Consider the following 21,090-nt stretch of genomic DNA (forward strand, 5'->3'; position numbering starts at 1 on the left):
TTGTCAAGAGCTATTGCAATTGTTTATAATAAAATAGAAATGATTTAATTTTATAATACCTATTAATGTGTTATGAAATTAAATCAGATGTGTAAATATTCTTAAGATTCTTCACTCTCTTAGTTTAACCTCATGCATCAAGTGCTTACCGCTATTTACCACTTCTTCTGAGTTAACATCGTTCCTTACCTTCTTTACAAACAAACATACATTACATTACAACTTCATACCTGCGTATTCACTTCATTAGAAGCAGCTACAGTTACTCATACTGATCTTGAGGAGGCTCTTCCATGAATAAAAAAGAAGTGGTGGCCATGTTGCTGGCCGGAGGACAAGGTAAACGTTTGAAAGGTCTGACCAAAACTTTAGCCAAGCCTGCGGTTTATTTTGGAGGAACCTATCGTATTATTGATTTTCCGCTTAGTAATTGTGCCAACTCCGGGATTGATACTGTCGGTGTACTCACTCAGTATGAGCCGCTGATTCTCCATTCCTATGTCGGTATAGGCAGTGATTGGGACCTTAACCGGCGTAAAGGAGGTGTCTTTGTCCTTCCTCCGCATGAACGTGAAGGGAGCAACAGCTGGTATCGGGGAACGGCGGATGCGATTTATCGCAATATCCATTTTGTCGAACAGTTTGATCCCGAGCATGTTCTGATATTGTCAGGCGATCATATCTACAAGATGAACTACGACGCGATGCTGCAGTACCATAAAGAGAGGGATTCGGATTGTACCATATCCGTGATTGACGTCCCATTATCTGATGCAAGTCGATTTGGATTACTAAATACGAATGATAATTACGAAATATCTGAATTTGAAGAAAAGCCGGCGATGCCGCGCAGTACGCTTGCTTCCATGGGGGTGTACCTGTTCAAATGGTCTGTACTCCGTCAGCATTTGCTCGAAAGCGAGCAGGACCCGAATTCAACGTATGATTTTGGGAAAGACATCATTCCTCTTCTGCTCCGCAATGAGAAAAGGCTGTTTGCATATCCTTTTGACGGTTATTGGAAAGATGTCGGTACCGTTCAAAGTCTATGGGAGGCCAATATGGACCTCTTGGTAGACGATCCTCCTTTAAATTTGAATGATCCGAAGTGGCGGATATTTTCCCGTAATCCCAATGAACCTGCATGTTACATTTCGAAGGAAGCACAAGTACGCAGCAGTATCGTTAATGAAGGCTGTGTTGTTCACGGGGATGTGAACAGGTCTGTATTATTTTATGGCGTTGAGGTTGGAGAGGGAAGCGAAATTACAGATTCGGTAATCATGCCTAAGGTGAAGATTGGGAAGAATGTCAAGATCCATAAAGCCATCGTAAGTGAAAATATGATCATCGGAGATGGTACTACGATCGGTGGAGAGGATCAGGATGAAATATTGCTCGTAGATGAAGCTTACAGATCGTTTGAAATAATATGAACAGGGACGGTGGCCGATATATGCAACAGCTCATGGGTGTAGTGAACTTGGATCATGAACTCGATTTGATGAACGAATTAACTTATTTTCGCTGCGGCGCAGCCGTTCCATTCGCAGGCAGGTATCGTCTGATCGATTTTGTCCTGTCCAACATGATGCATTCTGGAGTTCATAACATCGCGTTGTTTGTCCGCCGAAAATATCGATCCCTAATGGATCATTTAGGGGAAGGAGCGCCATGGGACTTGGATCGCAAGAATGGAGGATTGTTCATATTGCCACCGGATTGGAATGATCCTACCGACAGGTCCAAGGGAGACTTACAGCATTTTCATAACAATCGTGATTTTTTCATGAGAGGGACTGGAACGCATATTATTCATACCGGCAGCCAGCATCTCTATACAGCTGATTATAGAGAGATGTTTAATAATCATATGGAGACACAGGCTGACATCACCTTGCTGTATAAAAGAGTAGATGAAATCCTCCCCGAACATGCTTCATGCATCCGGATGGATGTGGACAACGGATGGGTCACAGGGATGCATGGGGAAGGTGGACATCCTAATATCTATTTGGGTGCATTTATTGTGGAGAAGCAGCTATTCTTGAAATTAATAGAACACTGTATTGCTCATGGCCAGAACCATTTCTTTCGAGATGGAATTCAGAACAACCTGGCCAATCTCAAAATCGCTGCTTATGCTTATAACGGATATCATGCCGTGATTAACTCCGTAGACAGCTATTATCGCAATAGTCTGGAGCTGCTTCAGCAAGAACAATACAACCAGCTGTTTAAATATCATGAGGTGCATACCAAGATTAAGTATGAACCGCCAACTCGTTATTTAGAGCATGCAGAAGTCAATAATTCCTTGATTGCGAACGGATGCGTTATTGGAGGAACCGTGGAGAACAGCATCATTTTCAGAGGAGTTAAAATACATAGCGGGGCGCAAATACGCAACTCGATTATTATGCAGAAATGCGTAATTGAGGAGAATGCGGTGCTTGAGAACGTGATATTGGATAAGGATGTACACTTATCTGTGGATCGCAAGCTGATCGGTGATGTTAAGAAGCCTTATGTGATTGCGAAGAGCAGCCAAATCTAAACGCTATGCTTCATGCGGGCTGAGCAGGCGTACACAGCAGAAGGTCCAGGAATCATTCCTGGACCTTCTATCATGGCTATACGCTTATGTTGTTTGAGAAATAATAGATCGGGTAATGTAATTATAATCCAGCTCTTTTAGCAGAGGCCGGGCTAAGCATTCTTTTGGCGCCGTAATACTTGGAGCTCCAATAGCCTTTGTTAATAGGCGTAATAGCAATCCCTTTGGAAGAAGTAGCGGAGACAAATTGGTTATTGCCAAGATAGATTCCTACATGTGAAACACCGGATCCACTAGTATTAAAGAAGACGAGATCTCCCTTTACAAGCTCAGATTTCTTGATAGCCTGTCCTTTATGAAATTGCTGTTTGGAGCTATGAGGCAGATTTACGCCAAGCTGCTTATATACATAACGAGTAAATCCAGAGCAATCAAACCCAGAAAGGGTCGAACCGCCATATTGGTATGGTATGCCTACCGTATTGTTAACTGTTTTGGATAGAATGGAAGCCGATGCTTCTGTGACTCCTGCGGAGAATAATAGAGCGAACCCTAATGCCGCAGCTGTTAGTGTCTTTTTCAAAGTAAATAATACTCCTTCCAATGCCTGCGAGGTTAGCTAAGGATTCGGTTGAAGGTTCCCTATGATCACTTCATATTGATCAATTCACCCATAAAATGGTCGGGTCCCCCGCTTCTTGGTGCTAGAATTCGGCAGTTATCAGTCATTCACCTAAAGATTTCGACAACGAAGTGACATTAATAATTACGAAATTGTTACTTTATCTATTCTTGGATTTTATCACTCACTGGTATATTTATCAACTCTCTTTTCCGAAGTTTGGCATAGTTTTTTCGTTTTTATGTAAAATAACGGTTTAAACACTCGTTAATCCGTAGGTATAAGAAATGTAGAATGGATCATTTGTTCATAAATTTCTAACAAACTTGTAATTAGTTTTTGTCGAACTGAGTAGAATGAAGATTTTGCATAAATCCTAAGAATTAAAAATCCCTCCCTCTCTTCCTAAGAAGGAAGAGAGAGAGGGATTCTTATATCATGAAATATCTATTCCTATTCATCATGCTGCTCGATTACGATGATGTATTCATTCGAATTGACTTCCAGTGTATATTCCTCATTCTCAAACAAATAGGTGAATAATGCAGTGACATACCCTTTTAACAAATCGGATGGTAAGAGTCCGTCGATCTTCACACGAACGATATATTCAATTTCAGCATATTCTCCCGGCTCAAGAACACCGATGAAGAGTATCCCATTTATTAAATCTTGTGTATAGAAGACCCTCGTCGTCCCATCTTGTAAGCGCAAGTGACCTGATATAAGCTCGGTACCCGGTGGGGTAAGGCCTCTCAGCGATAGAGCTGCAGCTAGATTTCCAGTATTGCGAATTAAGATCTGAATGGTCACCTCGTCACCCCGTTCAACTCGGGCAGGGTATGAGGTAAGCACCGCCTGAATAACAGGAGCAAGAAATAATACCTGGACCTCTGCTTCCTCTCGAAGCGAGACCGTTCTGCTATCTGACAGTCGATACGTAAACTGAAGGGATGCTTGATTCATCAAATTCATCTGAGATATCCGGGAATATGGTGTAAAGGATATAAGGGCTCGATACGTGATGACGGTTCTAGAACGTGGAAACAAAGTGCCCAGCCGTATACCGATCACAGGATTTGCATTTTGAACTTCAACCCCGTTAATTCGAACAGAATGATCCTGGAAGATAAGACCTTGTGGAAAATTCATATAGTAAACAGCCTCAATCGGAAGATCTCCTTCATTCAGTATCGTAGCGGTAAACTGAGCAGCTCCTCCATAGGTGACTTGCTCAGGCATTACCGTTACGATCATGTTCACAACAGGATCAACCGGTGACAGCACAACTTCATTGGAACCAGTCTGAACAAGCACCCCGTCAGAGGTGTAAGATACGAGTACTTCACTGGATAAGGGACTACTAATGCTCAGCACACGTACCTGGTATGTCAGCTGTATAATTTCCCCGGGGTTAATGACCGGAAGTATAAAGCCTTGAACAGGATCTAGACCCGGAGAGATGATACCGTTAAGCACCACACTCCCCGGCACAAAGCTCATCCCTGCAGAGAGCAATACGCTTAATCTCGCATTGACCACTGGTACAGTGCCCGTATTTTGAATCGTTATTGTAAATGTAATGACATCTCCAACAAAGGTTTGCATAGTGTTTGCTCGCTGAGATATGATGAGCTGCGCATTCGCAAGTGAGATTCGTACACCGTTTGAAGTAATATCCCTCCTAATTATTCGACCATCCAACGTTTGAAAAGTATACACTGCGCTTGCCACATTGTAGAGCTCGTTAGAAGGCGGGAGGCTCGTGACGATTGTCTGAAAACGGATATTCGTGGCAGACTTGCTGGCAACGATGCCTATATTTAAACCTGAGGTTATGTCTGCCCCCGGAAGAGGCTGCCCATTTATAAGGACGCTGTTAGCAATAAATTGCAGGTTCTCCGGGATCGCATCCCGCACAATCACCTCTGCATCTGCATTTCCAGTGTTAGAAATATTCAGCTCATAAGTGATGATGCTGCCCAGTCCTGCTTGCGTAACCGAAGCCGATTTCTCGAGTGTAATTACCGGGCCCGTTAGTGGAATGCTCACCAAATTGGAATAAGCGACTCCATCCGAAGCTCCTGATATAAAGGTAACTGACGTTTGGTTCTGAAGACGGCGTTCCTGATTAGGATCAAGGCTCATATCATGACAACCTGCACCTGGAATGTGACGGTGACAGAGCTACCTTCTTCAATGGTCCCTACATTTATGCCTGAATTCGGATTTGCCGAAGGTCTTGGCGCACCGTCTACGGTAACACTGCCGGTGACAAAAACAGTACCTGCAGGTACAGGGTCAACCATGATGACATTGTTCACTTCAGTAATTCCGTTGTTGGTGATAACGACAGTATACGTGATGATATCTCCGACGACAGCATCAATAGCAGGTGAGCTCTTTACCACAGAGACTTCTGGCGAAGATACCGGAATTACCAGCACATTGGAGCTGACTGTTCCCGATAATACACGTCCATCTGGCGGAGAGTAAGTATAGTTACCGGTGGCCTGATTCACTAACTGCTGGGGATTCGGCAGAATATCCACAACGACTTGAAATGTTACGGTAATTGAAACGCTATTTCCAGGCTGCACCACACCAACCGGTATGCCCGTTTCTGGATTGACTCCCGGCTGAGGAACTCCGTTAATGAGTACGCTGTTTGGAACGAGTACCGCACCGGTAGGAATGTCATCAAACAAGACGATATCTGCTGGCAAGTTGCCGTTGTTCGTCAAGCTAAGGAAATACACGATCGTATCACCAACGGTGGCGTTGGATGAGCTTGCCGTTTTGACAAGATTAAAGATCGGCTGATAGATGGCAGTAGACACCGTATTGGAATAAGAAGCACCGGTAAAGGTCCCTGTTGTATAGCTGATCGATGATTGATTACTAATGATATACGGTGCAGGAGGCAGTGCATTGATACTGACTGCAAAGGTAACCGTTGCTGATGCTCCGGGCGCAAGTGTTCCGATGCTGATTCCTCCTGCAGGATTCGCATTAGGCTGGGTAACACCATTAATCGTCACACTGCCGGGAACAAAGCTGCTCTGGGAAGGAAGAACATCAGATAGAACAGCGTTGGTGACGTTGGTTATACCGTTATTGGTAACCAGAACGCTGTACGTTAGTGTGTCACCTACCACTGCAGTAGGAGCAGAGACACTCTTAACTAATGAGACGTTCGGCGAAGAGACCTGAATTTGCAGCAGGTTCGAAGTAAAGGAGCCATTTAACGTACGGCCATCCGGCAATGTATAGGTAAAGGTTGAATTCGCCTGGTTGGATAGCTGCTGACTTACAGGCAGGCTGTCTACAGTTACAGAGAAGAGGACAGTTGCTGTTGTGGAGATGACCCCGAGGTCAATCCCTGCTGCAGGATTTGCACCTGCTACAGGTGATCCATTTACAATGACACTGTTAGGAACGAGTGTTGTTCCGGCAGGAATATTATCCGTAAGGATGACATTTGCCCCATAATTGCCGGTATTCGAGTATTCGATGCTATAAACGACAGTATCTCCCACTGTCGCATTAACCGTGTTCGCTGACTTTACTGCAGTCAAAATCGGTTGAAATACAGGAGTCGTAACGGTATTGGAGAAGGCGCTCCCCGAGAAAGTACCGGAAGTAAAGGTAACCGTCGTCCGGTTTGTAACCTCTGCAGGTGTTGTAGGAGGCAGAGCGTTTACCTGTACCTGAAAAGTAACATTGACGCTGGCCCCTGGCGGAATGCTTCCAATGTTAATGCCGGTAGAAGGATTGGCTGTGGGAATAGGTGCTGCATCCACGGTTACACTTCCGGGAACAAAGGTTGTAAATGAAGGCAACGGGTCGCTCAAAATTACGTTATTTATCGCTGCAATGCCGTTATTCGTGACGTTAACACTGTAAGTATTTACATCCCCCACGGATAGCGCCGTCAGCGCAGATATTTTTACTACCGCCACATTGGGAGCGGACACCGTTATGACAGAGATGTTGGACACGGTGCTGTCACTTAAGGTTCGGCCGGAAGGCAGGGTGTAAGCATACGCAATAAAGGATTGGTTTGACAGAATTTGCGGATTCGGCAGTGTGTCGATAACGACCGAGAACATAATGGTTGTAGAAGTGCCGGGAGCCACGACTCCACTCGGAATGCCTACTGCCGGATCGGCTCCTGGAGCGGGCAGACCGTTAATCAATACACTGTTAGCGACCAGAGACGTCCCCGCCGGGATCGGATCGGTTAATGTGAATGATGCAGCATAGTTGCCTGAATTCGCTACACTGATGGTGTAGGTTATGGTGTCTCCGACGGTCGCATTGATGCTGCTTCCTGATTTGACAGCGCTAAGCACAGGCTCATATACCGGGATGATCGGAGTGTTGGAATATGTGGTACCTGTAAATGCGCCAGAAGAATAAGTGACTGCTGCCTGATTCGTGATTTGTGGAGGACTTGGCACAGTGTCAACACTCACGTTGTAGGTGACCGTAGTAGAGGTTCCAGGTGTAATGGTGCCCAGATTAATTCCCCCCGAAGGAAATGCGGTAGGATCAGGAATGCCGTTAATCGTCACACTGCCCGGAATGAAGGTCGTACCTGGTGTAGAATCTGAAAAGAGGACATTCGTGATCGGAGCAATTCCTCGATTAAGGGTGGTTACCGTAAAGGTGATAATATCCCCAACTGAAGCATCTGCCAGTGAGCTGGACTTTGTGACTTCAACATCCGGGGAGGACACCGGAAAGCTTACAGTATTAGATACCGCAGTACCGGTTAAAGTCCGATTATCCGGAGGCGTAAAAGTAAAGACAGAGGATGCCTGATTGGTAATTAACTGAGGTGACGGCAGGGACGTAACCACGACGGCAAAAGAAACGGATATGCTCTGACCCGCAGCAATGGTTCCGATACTGACCCCATCACTGATTACAACACCCGGAACCGGACTGCCCTGAACAATAACACTATTAGGCGAAAATGTGGTTCCTGCCGGAATGGTGTCGGAAAGAACCAAATTGGCTGCCAGATTGCCTGCGTTGGTAACAACAACGGTATACACAATGGTATCACCTACTGTTGCGTTACTTGTACTTGCTGTTTTTTGCAGAGAAATTTGCGGCTGAATGACAGGAATGGTGGATGTATTGGAGTTCGATGTACCCGAGAAGACGCCGGATGTGAAGCTTACGGTTGATTGGTTATTAATCTCTGAAGGCACTGCCATTGTCACATTCACCTCAAAAGTTACGGTCGCGATGGCTGCAGGAGCCAAGCTGCCGATTGGAATGCCTGATTGCGGAGATGCAGATGGAAGGGGGGTTCCATTTACAGTCGCGCTCCCAGGAATGAAGGAAACTTGGGATGGAAGCATATCGCTGAGCACGATGTTATTGATTGCTGCGCCTCCATTGTTTGTAACGACAAGCGTATAGATAATGGAATCTCCCACAATAGCTGTTGTTCTGGAGGGAGTCTTGCTTAGTGTTACATTTGGAGCAGAGACGTTAACCGTAACCGTATTCGATGAAGCTGTACCGGATAGTGTTCTTCCGCTTCCTGTCTGGTAGAAGTAGTTCACGTCGGCCTGATTGATAACCCGCTGTGATGCCGGCAGATCATTGACGGTCGCAATGAAGGTGACTGTCGTCGTTCCGCCAGCAGGGATGCTGGAGATGGTGATTCCTGTTTCCGGGTCTGCACCAGGTGTTGGCTGACCGTCAATAACGACGCTGTTCGTATCAAATACGACTTCAGGTGGAAGCTCATCGAAGAGCGTCGCAAACGATGGAGTATTACCTCTATTGGACAGAATGAATGTATAAGTTAAGGTCTGCCCTACAGTCACAGTGGACAGGCTGGCAGACTTGGCTATTGAAATATCTGCATTATAAACCGGTAAGACGACGGTATTGGAAACAGATGCCCCCGTGAATGTACCGCTGGTAAAGGCGACACTCGCCTGATTCGCGACAAGTCCCGATTCGTTAAGTGCAGCAACCTGCAGTTGGAAGCTGACCAGGACAGAGGACTGACCGGGTACGGAGCCGATGGCAACTCCGGCAGAAGGATTGGAAGCTTGAGACACTACTCCGTTAATTCTCACTGAACCCGGTACAAACACAGTTCCCTGCGGGATGGTATCCGAGACAATGACATTGCTGACCGGCTCTACGCCATTGTTGGAAGCGGTAAGGGTATAGGTGATGACATCACCGATGGCAGCTTCTGTTGCATTGACGATTTTATCTACAGTGACGTTTGGAGCCGATACAGGTATAGTGACGGTATTGGACAAACTTGAGCCTGTCAGCGTTCGGCCACTTGGAAGCACGTAAGAGTAATTAGCCGAGGCTGTATTTGAAATGGAAGGCGGTGTAGGTAGTGAGGCAACCTGAAGCTGAAAGGTAATGGTATTGTTGCTGCCTGCTGCCAGTGTTCCTATAAATATACCTGTTACCGGATCGGCCCCAGGCATACTGGCGCCCCCTACCGTGACACTGCCTGGGACAAATAAGGTACCGGGAGGTATAGGGTCAGTGACCGATACTTGTGTACCGATGTTACCTGTATTTTGCAGGCTGATGTTTACGGTAATGGTGTCGCCGATCGTTGCATAATTGTCATTCAATGCTTTCACTGCGCTGATGATCGGTTGATATACAGGCGTAGATACCGCATTTGAGACTCCAAGACCAGTTAAAGTCCCTGAACGGTATGCGACACTTGCCTGATTGAGGACTTGCCCGCTGGTAGGAACAGACTGAATGAGCACCTGAAAAGTTACTGTCGATGAACTTCCTCCTGCAATGCTCGGCAGTGAAATACCATTTCCGGGATTCGCATTATTACGAGCTACACCATTTACTGTAACGCTTCCGGGTACAAGAGAAGTTCCGGTTGGAATAGCATCCGTAAATACGATGCTTCCCAAGACTGTAGTGCCATTATTCGCGATAACCGTTGTATATGTGAGCACTTCACCAACTGCAGCATCCGTCAGATTCGCTGTCTTGCTGATGACTACGTTAGGCAAAGATACAGGTGTAGATATGGTGTTTGATACTGCTGACCCGCTAAGCACTCTGCCGTCCGGCGGTTGATAGGTGTAGGAAACAGAGGCTAGATTGTTAAGCGTCGGCGGGGAAGGCAGAGAATTGACAACGACTTGGAATGTGACCTGTGAGGTGCTGCCTGCAGCAACAACCCCGATATTAACTCCTGTTGCAGGGTTTGCACCGGAGATAGCAATGCCATTCACCTGGAAGCTTCCCGGCACATAGCTGGTGCCTGCTGGAATATTGTCTGTAAATGTTGTGGTCGCACCGATATTGCCTGAATTCGTAACCGCAACAGAGTAAGTAAGGGTGTCCCCAACGGTTGCATTTGCGATGTTCGACGATTTAGCCAGATTAAAGATGGGGGCATACACCGGCAGTGTTACAGCGTTGGACGGAATAACGCCGGTAATCGTGCTCCCACCCGCAATGCTTTGGAACGTAAAGGCGGCATTCGCGGTGTTTACTACTTGCTGTGGGCTCGGGATGGACGTTACTGTGGCACGATACGTGATTGTCACGCTGCTTGAGAGATTCAATGTGCCGATCGGCACGCCTGAGCGAATATCGAGCGTTGGTTTCTGTGTTCCTGCAACCGTAACGCTTCCCGTAACAAAGGTTAGACCCGCAGGAAGCACATCGGTAAGGACGACATTAGCAGCATTTGCCGTTCCTGTATTTCCAACAACGATGGTGTATATAACGGTATCGCCAACAACCAGGCCGGATACGTTTGCGCTTTTGGATACCGTTATATTAGGGGAATTAATGTTGATCTGCAGTGCATTGGCATTCACAATATAAACATCGCCGGAGGTTGTAAGATTAAGTACGGCTGAGGTCTGGTTATTGACGAGTCTGGCCGAAATATCTACATTCGTAATATCCCAGCCTTGACGTCCGGCAATGATATTCGTCCCTGGTGCACCATTCGTTTGATTCGACGTGCCAAAGCTGCCTGTCGTATTCAACTGACCCGCATCATTATTAATTTGTGAGGCAAAAAAGTTGTTCGCAAAGTTATTCGGCCCGGATAAAGAAACTAGTGAAGCCGAGGTCGGTCCGAACTGTGCAGAGTCACCGGTGCGGTTCGCATCGCCTTCCTGGGCGCTAAAGAGAGCTCTTCCGCCAAGCGCACCTGAAGTAGGTGTAGCAAACCCGGTAATCGTCGATTGATTGGAGGCATTAACCAGCAGGCCGCCAGCCCGAAGCGTCATATTGCGAAAAGGCAGTGTCGGATTGTTATAGATCACGGCGAGTGTCCATCCCGCGTGATTGGCAGTCGTATCGTTGTTAATCACGATTGTTCCCACGACTCCGCCGGTAATATAAGTCCCTGCTCCGCCTTGCTGAACGAGGGGAGTGACATTGGCTGATCTTACATAAGCCTGTGCTCCGTTACCTAGATCGAAGGCATTATAGGTTGTTGGATCAGGCGTCACACTGCTGGTGCCTGCAGGAGTTGTGAAGCTTACCGGATTGTTGATCGCTGAACTTAGATTGACATTGCCGTTGATGTAGGAGCCGCCCCATATGAGCTCGGCATATAGTACTGTACTTCCAGAGGGAAGTACCAGTACGGCTGATGAATTGTTGCTTTGGTATGAGCTTGTAGTGCCTAACGGGTATGTACCGAATCTGACTGCCGAGTTCGTTGTAATAAAAGCGCCTATGCTGTCCAAGGTACCAGGTACACCCTCCGTGTTGGAACGGCTTAGGCCAAGTGTATTCCCGGTAAAGGTTATTGCGCCTGTTGCATTGTACGTTGCACGTAAAACAAGAGGAATTGGATTCGCCCCCTTGAAAATATAGATTAAATTTTGTAAATGAATGAACAACTGAACGCTATTTCATCATGATGTCTTATCATTTGTATCAGCTTATGCCTGAGATCCTGTAAATTTGTTCTTTTTTTCCACAAGCTGACTGTTTTGAAATGGGGAGTCCATATCGTGTACAATGAAATGAGGAAAAGAGTGAGTATTAATCAAGTTATTTTCTGTAGGATCACCTGGAGTGAGGAAGGAAGAAATATACATGAATCAAATGAGTCAGCTAGACCAGATGAAGAGAATCAAGCATGAAATCACCCGTTTCGTAATGGTATACAAATTTGCCCTGGATGAGATTGAGACCAAGATCGATATTCTAAAAGAAGAATTCGAAGCCTTTCATGATTACAGCCCTATTGAACACACGAAGTCCAGATTGAAATCTCCTGAGAGCATTCTGAAGAAATTGTATCGCAAAGGATATCCCATTTCCCTAGGCAATATTAAAGAGCATATCAAGGATATAGCAGGTCTCAGAATTACTTGTTCTTTTATATCCGACATATATAAAGTCAGTGATATGCTTCAGAAGCAAAGTGACATTAAAGTGCTGGATGTTAAGGATTATATCGCGAATCCAAAGCCGAATGGCTATAAGAGTCTGCACCTGATCATTGAAGTGCCGGTATTTCTGTCGGATGGGACAGAGAACGTCTGCGTCGAAGTTCAGATTCGAACGATTGCGATGGATTTCTGGGCTAGCCTGGAGCACAAGATTTTCTACAAATATAACAAGGATGTTCCTGAGCATATGCTTAGAGAGCTCAAGAGCGCGGCTGATGCAGCAAATCATCTGGATCATAAGATGGAGAGATTGCATCATGAAATACAGGAGATTAAGGATCTGCAGGCAGAAGAGGAGGACCCGCGAAAGATTATTATCCGGGATCAGCAATTCATGCTGCCGAACGCCTTTATGGAGATTATTGATCAGGCTGCGGATCGATTCATATCCGACAATGATAAAGATAATAAATAATTAAAGTTATAATTGAAGCGACTGAACTGAAAAACTGGCCTTACTTAGTAATAGCATGAACTATTATCAAAAAGACGAGTTCCATTCTGTTTATTTAGAATGGAACTCGTCTTTCTCTAACTTCAATATTTCACATTATCGATATATTAAATTAAGAGGTATCTATCTAGTAGAGCTAGATTGTGCGGTAGCCAGGAGGTAATTCTCCGGTTCGTTTTATTTCACGAATCTGTGCCAGGGTTAACCGCTGATTGGATGCGATCAGGGACTCCACATCACCTCTGCGCAAAAAGTCATCTAGTTCGCGAATGCTGCGATTGCCACGCAATACAACAAAATTGTCTCGAAAGCGGGAACGATTAAACAGTACGAGTGTGGCGTTCGGATTAGTAGAGAAAAATTTCAGGCTTTCAATTCCTGTCAGTATGACGTCTAAATCAGGCATGCCGAGATTTCCACGGTATACTCTTCGAAATCCCCTGAAATTTTCTTCGCTATATACCGTCAAGCGAGGGTATTTTTGAGAAATAGAGACAGGTTTAGCCATAGGCATTTCCTCCTTTGTTGTACGACACACTGCCTGTGGCAGCATATATACATACGATAGAGTATGCTTAGGCGTGGATGAAGGATTGGATGATCGTCTTTATCTTTATTAAAAGAATAGGGGATAACAAAAAGAGACATGCTTCTCAAAAAAAGAAACATGTCTCTTAGAGACGCAATAAGGCCTTTTCAGTGGCTTCACTCACTAGGGGTTCTTTTCTTTTTCATTCTTTTTCTGACCAAGATAATGATAACTATAACGATGACGGCTAGGAGGGCAATGGAAACCATAAGAATATTTTGAATATTAGGCACGTTAACGGTAAGCTCCAAGTGGTTGTTCGATAACGGGTTGATGTTCCACGTCATCGTTTTGTTATCCTCGCTCGTCTGATTGGCATTACTGGATTCCGGCTTAATTGGCAGTGTAAGCTTAAAGACCAGATCCACCTCTTTGAACACCAGATTACGAACAAAGGATGGAATGGAATTTAGCCTGTCTGTCCAATCATTATCTGGGATGGCACTCATCAAATCTGCATCTGCCACAATGCGGTGGGTTGTATAGAAGAACTTATCGTCAGTATCGTGATTAAAAGTAACACTGTCCGGTAATTCCGGGTTCTGATCTGCTGAACTCATGTCAATCTGCTTCGAAGCCGTCAGTCCTTGAGTATCATCGGTTGCTGCCGATTCGGTCTCAAATCCCTGCTCTATGAAGGTGTCCTTTAATTTGTCGATCAGCTCTGGCTGACCGATGATTTCCAGATTTTGATTGTTCATTTGAATGTTAAATTTCACGTCTGCTGTACCATCTGTATTTACCGTTACATGGGCCTCACCTTTGGCACAGGCGGTAAGCAGCAGGATTATAGTCAGGAGAAGAAGAGGAACCATTGCATGTTTCAGCTTAATAGAATTCATGTAAATATAACCGACCTTTCACTTGTATAAATGGAGTGCACGAAGGACAGTGCTCAATTATTGAATAGGACAAGTATGACATTTATTCCATAAGAGTTACAAGTGCTTAAGCCAAGTGATGGTCATAATCGACCCGCTCTGTGCATACGTATAGTATGGGAAACGTATAGTTCACAGTTGGAATCATGTGGGAGGGAACCGGCTGAAGGAGCATTAGATAGCAGGAGGGGATTTGACATGAGTGCGGAATTGCTCATCCAGCTGCTTGTGCTCATCTTGATGATTATTCAGCTGAGTTCCAGTAAACGTTAGGTCTGTTTTGTTTATAACAACAGAAGAGGAGATCCTGTTAATTCATATACAGGTCTCCTCTTTTGTTATTTACATCACAAATACGAAATAAATGACTGCCGCGAGAATGATTCGATAGATCGCAAACGGTACAAGCTTGACACGGTTTATCAGCTTCAAGAAGAAGCGAATGGAGATAAGTGCAAAGATAAACGCAGCTACAAACCCAGCAATAAAGTATGGCAACGCATCAAGCGTAAAGTACTCCCAGTTCTTCACTAGGGACAGGAGGCTCGCACCGAACATGACAGGCACCGCCATAATGAAGGTGAAGTCGGATGCAGCGCGATGGCTCATACCTAGAAGTACACCACCTGAGATCGTCGAACCAGATCTGGAGAAGCCTGGCCACAAGGACAAGCATTGAATAAGTCCGATAGATAGAGCCTGCTTGTAGCTCATCTGATCTACAGTCTCTACTCTTGGTGTCTTCGGAGCGAAGAGATCTGCTGCGATCATGAAGAAAGCACCAATAACGAGCCCGATAAGTACCGTATTTACCGAGAATAGATGCTCATCAATAAAATCTTCGAACAAGAGACCAAGCACACCTGCAGGAATCAAGCCCACAATGACTTGCATCAGCTTCAAACGATTCGTTCCAGAGGCAGGTACAGCGGCAGCTTTGCTCTTGTCCCGCAATCGATCAAGCCCGAGCAAATTAATAAATCGGTCTTTGAAGACGACAACAACGGCAAGTATCGAGCCAAGCTGTATAACTACCTTGAACGTATTTGCAACATATTGAGTCAAGAACTCTTTGGAGTTCAGCCACATATCATCTACGATGATCATATGACCTGTTGAGGATACCGGAGCAAACTCCGTTAAGCCCTCCACGATCCCAAGAATGATCGATTTAAGTAAATTAATAAAATCAAATTCCATGAATTACTCACTTCTCCTTTAACATCTGGTAACAGCTTAGCATTATTTAGCACGTTTTTTGTTGCGGCGGAAGAACCAGATCAAAAAAGCAATACCGGCCACAGCAATAACGGCGTACGCAATATTGGAGTACACATCCATAAATTCGGTAATCGAGTGCCAATTCTCTCCAAGCGCCGCACCGATCATTACAAGAATGGTATTCCAAATGACTGTACCTATCGTCGTAAACAATAGAAATAGTCCGAATTTCATGTTTGACATGCCGGCAGGAATTGAAATCAGGCTTCGGATCAACGGAATCATTCGGCAGAAGAGAACGGTCCAGTAGCCGTATTTGTCAAACCAGGCATCGGCTTTACGGATGTCTTCTTTTTTGACGCGTAAGATATGGCCCCAGCGGTCAACGATCTTCTCCAGACGTTCAACATCGAGAAGCAGTCCAATTCCATATAGAATGATGGCACCTGCAACAGAACCGATGGTGGCTGCGATGATGACTCCTGGGACGGTAAGTGCCGTATAAGTGGTCATGAAGCCGCCAAAAGGAAGTACGATTTCCGAAGGAATCGGTGGAAACACATTTTCAAGAGCAATGATAAGAGCAATGCCGATATAGCCAAACTGCTCCATAAAATCAGTAATCCAGTTTTGCAAGATATACCTCCTGTAAATCCTATGAATTTTCTAGTTATATCCCTCATTCATTAGAGGAGTGTTTTCTTTAAGTTTCTTAAATAATGAAACCTAATAAAGAAAAAGTATAACACCTGAGCGAGCATAAAGCTAAAAAGCACAACTCCCATTTTAGTTGCAATGGACAAGTAGAACAAGCTCTGCAATGCAATGAACGCAAAAATGCTATGAATGACCGCTACGATCGTAGGCAAGAAGAACATCATCGCCAGCTGCCCGGTCACCATTCGTTTGAATTCTTTGTCAGTTAAGCCCAGCTTCATCAGTATCAGGTATTGCTTGCGATCTCGATCCAGATCAGCATACAGCCTGAAGTATAGAAAGCTGCCAGCAGCGATGAAGAACACGGCGGCAAGGAGCATGGCAATAAACAGCAGGATCCGATACATACTTTCTCTCAAGATATACAAGGTTCCACTGACCGAGATGGAGTATGGCTTATGAGCATCGTAACGAGTACGTCCATGATCTGCTAATTCACTAGCGATAAAGGCCGTTTGAGTAAAATCGTCCAAATAAAAGCCAGTATAAACATCTTGTCTCGCAGGCTGCTTGATTTGTTGATAGAGCTCATCATGTATAATGACGGCTTCGAAGCTCTCGTCAAAATCATCCAGTAAATTATCGGGGATAATGACATGATCCGTGAATCCTATCTCTGTAATAGTGATCTGAGGCTCCTTCAGCGTGTACTTTCTTTGGTTCAAATATCTTGTTTTACTTCGGTCATTCTGTGAGCTGATCATAAGAATGGCCTCATTGTAGCCCGGGCCTTGCTCTGTCATCCTAAATCCGGCCTGCAGTACAGCCTGCTTGTAATCTGAGAATGAAATGACAGGAAGTTCATTTCTAACGATGTCAACATGCTCAGAGCTCGGCTGAGCAGAAGCATATTTGATCTTGATTTGATCCTCAGTATAGACGAGCTTTCTCTCTGTCAGCTCTGCTCTGATATCAGCCAGATGCTCCTCCCGATAAGGATTGCCTGTCTTGGACACATATCCGACAGCAGCAGGGTAATCCTCTTCGAACAGTCCTGACACGATATTAATGGAAGCAAATACGCCAAGCGAGCAGAAGGAAATCGTCGATATCATGGTCACTGTAAAAAACATGCGCGAATGCTCCTTTAACCGGGAAGATAGCCCGATCAAGGTCAACAGATGCCTGCCATTCATTTTTCTGCCGCGTTTTTGCCGGAAATACTGGAGACAGTACACCCCAAGCTGCGAGTATAGCAGGTAAGTTCCTGCTGTCGTGATAAGTACGACGGGTACAACTCTGTCATAGATCGTATACGTGTCGGCTGTGACTGCGAATACGTACCCGATGAGCAGCAATGCGAGTGACAGAGCGGATAGAACAGGGGAGGCGTGCGGTGCCTTCTCCCTCTTAGGCATAGCTTGGAACAGCTCAATCAGTTTGCTTGTCCTTACCATTCTAGATGTGTATGCCGATATGAGTAAAAATAGCAGCACAAATGCTCCAATAGTAAGCAGCAGTGAGGACGGCGACAGATAAAAAGGCAGTGAAGCAATCTCAAGCGCTTTGGCACTGGCCATAAAGAACAGCTTGGCAAACAATGTTCCTGCAAAAGTCCCGAATATAATGGATAACACTCCAATAATCATGTTTTCCAGGAATATCATCTTGCCAAGCTGGGCCAGCGTCATGCCGTGCATCATGAATATGCCAAACTCCCTTTTTCGCGAGGTAAGAAAAGAGCTGACGGAGTACAGCACAAACAGAAAGGAGAACACAAAGATCATGCATTCAGCGACAACAAACGCTTGTATGGCCGTTTCCGAGCTGAGTCCATTTCGGATATCCGGATGAAAAATGAGCATCGCATTTACAAAAAAAACCATGACCGAGAACGAACTGCATAAAAAATAGGCCGCATACGTTCTGATGCCCCGGATCACGTTCCTCAAGGCAAGCTGTCTTACAGTCATGGGCGGTCTCCACCGAGCAGTGCCAGCATATCCATAATCTTTTGAAAAAAAGCCTGGCGGTTGTCTCCTCTGTAAATTTCGTTATACAGCTTCCCATCCTTAATAAAAATGACACGCTCACAGTAGCTTGCAGCATATGCATCATGCGTCACCATGAGAATTGTAGACTGCTCCTGTTCATGCAGCAGCTTCAATAGATTCATCACGTCTCTGCCTGATTTGGAATCCAGATTTCCGGTGGGTTCATCAGCCAGAACGACGGCAGGCTCATGAATAATCGCTCTTCCGATGGCAGTCTTCTGCTTCTGACCTCCTGAAATTTCATGAATCATTCGATTTCGTATGGACTCGATGCCAAGTCTAGACATCACATGGTTAAGTCTTCTGTGCATTTCGTCCTGCGGCACATTGTCAAAAGTCAATGGAAGCAATATATTCTCTTCTACGGTTAATGACTCTATGAGGTTAAAGTCCTGAAATACGAAGCCGAGTCTGCGTCTGCGAAACAGCGCCATTTCCTCGGCTGTCATTTGATATGCATTGTGACCGCTGATCCGAATTTCTCCGGAAGAGGGAGGATCGATCGTCGCTATGGCATTCAGCAGCGTCGTTTTGCCACTGCCCGATGGTCCCATAATGCCAACGAACTCCTCATCTCTTACTTGAAACCGAACATTGTCCAGTGCTTTATTCTGTGAGTATCCGTCATATATTTTGGACACGTTCTGTACTTCCAGCAGCGGCACGGTCACGGTCACCTCTCTTTCTCTATGTCATTGTCCTCATTATAATGAACCGCCCCAGGAGATGGCTAGTATGCTGGCTTACAGTTAGCTTACAGATTTGTAAGACAATCAAATACAGAAGCGGTGTTACAGCTAAAATATCAATTGAATCGTTGTTCCAAGGTGCTGTTCGGAGCTTAATGTGACGGAATGGCCAAGTCTGTCCGCCACTTCTTTGACCAGAAAGAGCCCCATTCCAGTTGATTCCTGAACGGTTCTTCCATTCTCCCCTGTAAAGAAAGGATCGAACACACGGGCAATGTCCTCCTTCGGAATCCCGATTCCCTCGTCTTCCACGGACAGGATGATCCGTTCATCCTGCTTATATCCGCGGAATTGGATCTTCTTGTTCGTTCCCCTTGAATACTTCACGGCATTGGTCAGCAGCTGAGTAATGATAAACTTCAGCCATTTTTCATCCGAGATTACTTGAAGCTGCGGGTCTATCTCCACATAAGGAAAGACATGATTACGAATAAATAAACGTTTTTGCTCTGAAGTAACGGCTCTGACCAAAGTATTTAGTGACACGGATTCAATGTATAAATCATGCTCGAATGAATCGAGTCTTGCTGCATACAGCACCATATCAAGACCCTTGCGCATCCGGTCAAGCTCATCTCCCATCGACGCGGACTCTTCATCGTCACGTCCTTGATTCATCAGGTGCAGCACGGACAGCGGGGTCTTCATCTGATGCACCCATTGATGAATAAAATGAATATGCTGATCGAGCTGTTCCTTAATACCATGGAGACGAGTTTGGTACACACGATTATGGCTTAGCGTAAGCTGCTGTAAACTCTCGGGTAAGGGAGCGTGCTCTGAAGTATAGGTGATCTCTTCAACAGAGGCTACGGGCTCTGATAGCCGCACATAAAACCGGCGGTGTGTTAAGTATCGGTATGTCAGATAAGAAGCAAACAGCGCACCGCTGAGCAGGACTGCATACAGAGCGATGGACCAGTTCTTGAAACCGCCAAGCCAATATACAAAAGTGATGACAGCCAGTTGAATGAAATAAATAAAGACAAGAGGCGTTTGTTCCCGCAAAAACAGTTTAAAACCCTGCTTCATGCCTTAGATTCCACATGAAGCTCGGGATGAAGGCGATAGCCGATTCCACGTATCGTCTCAAGTACACCCGGCAAACCAAGTCCGGCAAGCTTCTTGCGAACACGTGTTATGTATACATTCAGTGTGTTGTCATCTACATAGGAATGCTCATCCCAGATCTTCTCAAGAAGCCGGTCGCGGCTGACAACCTGTCCTGGTTTGTTCATGAATTCATCCATCATTTTGGCTTCGGTATGACTGATTTCGAGCTTCTGGTCCATATAAAATAACGCAAGTCGTTCCATATCAAGCGTAAGACCGGCAAGTGTAACTGTCCGGTCACTAGAAGGAGCAGCGTACGAGCCAAAGGCTCTTCTTAGATGACTGTTCAGCTTGGCAATGACGATATCATAATCAAAGGGCTTGGTAAGATAATCGTCGGCTCCATTCTCGAGGGCCATCACTTGATCCATCTTGCTATCCCTTGCGGAGATGAACACGATGGGACAGGTTGAAATACCGCGGATTTGCCGGCACCAGTAATAACCGTCATAGCTCGGAAGATTGACGTCCAGCAGCACCAGATGGGGCTGGCAGGTTTCGAACTCTCGAAGTACGAAATCAAACTCCTGAACAGCATAGGTTTCAAATCCGAATTTATGTAAGTGTTCAACAAGCAGTGATACAAGAGATCTGTCATCCTCAACAATCATAATTTTAAACATTTATATTCTCCTTCGTGGATTATGTCTATGATTGTACCAAATTTATAGGTTTGATAAAAAGAAGCAGTGAATGAGAGTTGACAAGTGAGAGAAAGAGAGGTATATTCGCTTTTAT

Annotated in this window: 14 protein-coding genes and 1 riboswitch; of the genes, 3 read left to right on the plus strand and 11 right to left on the minus strand. The window is 45.3% G+C overall.

The window, feature by feature from the left end; genetic code table 11:
- Positions 1-293 precede the first annotated feature (293 nt).
- Together BM415_RS05945 and glgD are read left to right on the plus strand one after the other, a co-directional pair.
- Positions 294-1,436, plus strand: coding sequence for a glucose-1-phosphate adenylyltransferase (locus BM415_RS05945; RefSeq protein WP_091155646.1), 1,143 nt, complete (start codon positions 294-296; stop codon positions 1,434-1,436).
- Between the two features lie 20 nt (positions 1,437-1,456).
- The gene (gene glgD, locus BM415_RS05950) at positions 1,457-2,557 is read left to right on the plus strand and encodes a glucose-1-phosphate adenylyltransferase subunit GlgD (protein WP_091155648.1); all 1,101 of its coding nucleotides are present in this window, start codon (positions 1,457-1,459) and stop codon (positions 2,555-2,557) included.
- Positions 2,558-2,678: 121 nt separating this feature from the next.
- On the opposite strand, the gene BM415_RS05955 is transcribed toward glgD, so the two are convergent.
- The 3 genes from BM415_RS05955 to BM415_RS05965 all read right to left on the minus strand — a co-directional run bounded on the left by BM415_RS05955 (position 2,679) and on the right by BM415_RS05965 (position 12,076).
- Positions 2,679-3,140, minus strand: coding sequence for a C40 family peptidase (locus BM415_RS05955; protein ID WP_091155651.1), 462 nt, complete (start codon positions 3,138-3,140; stop codon positions 2,679-2,681).
- Positions 3,141-3,146: 6 nt separating this feature from the next.
- Positions 3,147-3,284: riboswitch (cyclic di-AMP (ydaO/yuaA leader) on the minus strand.
- Positions 3,285-3,632: 348 nt separating this feature from the next.
- The gene (locus tag BM415_RS05960) at positions 3,633-5,327 is read right to left on the minus strand and encodes a DUF11 domain-containing protein (protein WP_091155654.1); all 1,695 of its coding nucleotides are present in this window, start codon (positions 5,325-5,327) and stop codon (positions 3,633-3,635) included.
- A complete protein-coding gene (locus BM415_RS05965) occupies positions 5,324-12,076 on the minus strand; it encodes a hypothetical protein (protein WP_244533159.1) in 6,753 nt (2,250 codons plus the stop codon). The genes BM415_RS05960 and BM415_RS05965 overlap by 4 nt, the downstream gene beginning before the upstream one ends.
- A 199-nt stretch (positions 12,077-12,275) precedes the next feature.
- Between BM415_RS05965 and BM415_RS05970 the strand changes: the two genes are divergently transcribed.
- Positions 12,276-13,049, plus strand: coding sequence for a GTP pyrophosphokinase (locus tag BM415_RS05970; RefSeq protein ID WP_091155656.1), 774 nt, complete (start codon positions 12,276-12,278; stop codon positions 13,047-13,049).
- A gap of 175 nt (positions 13,050-13,224) precedes the next feature.
- Here the strand turns inward: BM415_RS05970 and BM415_RS05975 are convergent, their stop codons facing one another.
- The 8 genes from BM415_RS05975 to BM415_RS06010 form a co-directional block, all read right to left on the minus strand.
- Positions 13,225-13,596, minus strand: a complete 372-nt coding sequence (locus BM415_RS05975; RefSeq protein WP_091155658.1) for a hypothetical protein — start codon at positions 13,594-13,596, stop codon at positions 13,225-13,227.
- Positions 13,597-13,793: 197 nt separating this feature from the next.
- Entirely contained in the window at positions 13,794-14,519 is a 726-nt protein-coding gene (locus BM415_RS05980; protein WP_091155660.1) for a DUF3153 domain-containing protein, read from the minus strand.
- A 381-nt stretch (positions 14,520-14,900) separates the two neighbouring features.
- The gene (locus BM415_RS05985; protein WP_091155663.1) at positions 14,901-15,758 is read right to left on the minus strand and encodes an undecaprenyl-diphosphate phosphatase; all 858 of its coding nucleotides are present in this window, start codon (positions 15,756-15,758) and stop codon (positions 14,901-14,903) included.
- 42 nt (positions 15,759-15,800) lie between these two features.
- A complete protein-coding gene (locus BM415_RS05990; protein WP_091155664.1) occupies positions 15,801-16,415 on the minus strand; it encodes a DedA family protein in 615 nt (204 codons plus the stop codon).
- A 50-nt stretch (positions 16,416-16,465) separates the two neighbouring features.
- On the minus strand, positions 16,466-18,409 hold the full coding sequence (locus BM415_RS05995) for an ABC transporter permease (RefSeq protein WP_139236953.1): 1,944 nt from the start codon (positions 18,407-18,409) through the stop codon (positions 16,466-16,468).
- Entirely contained in the window at positions 18,406-19,155 is a 750-nt protein-coding gene (locus BM415_RS06000; RefSeq protein WP_139236990.1) for an ABC transporter ATP-binding protein, read from the minus strand. Before BM415_RS06000 ends, BM415_RS05995 begins: the two co-directional genes overlap by 4 nt.
- Before the next feature lie 132 nt (positions 19,156-19,287).
- Positions 19,288-20,271, minus strand: a complete 984-nt coding sequence (locus tag BM415_RS06005; protein WP_091155668.1) for a sensor histidine kinase — start codon at positions 20,269-20,271, stop codon at positions 19,288-19,290.
- Entirely contained in the window at positions 20,268-20,975 is a 708-nt protein-coding gene (locus tag BM415_RS06010; RefSeq protein ID WP_091155671.1) for a response regulator transcription factor, read from the minus strand. The genes BM415_RS06005 and BM415_RS06010 overlap by 4 nt, the downstream gene beginning before the upstream one ends.
- Between the last annotated feature and the right edge of the window lie 115 nt (positions 20,976-21,090).

It is taken from the genome of Paenibacillus sp. 453mf, from assembly GCF_900116105.1.
GTDB lineage: Bacteria > Bacillota > Bacilli > Paenibacillales > Paenibacillaceae > Paenibacillus > Paenibacillus provencensis.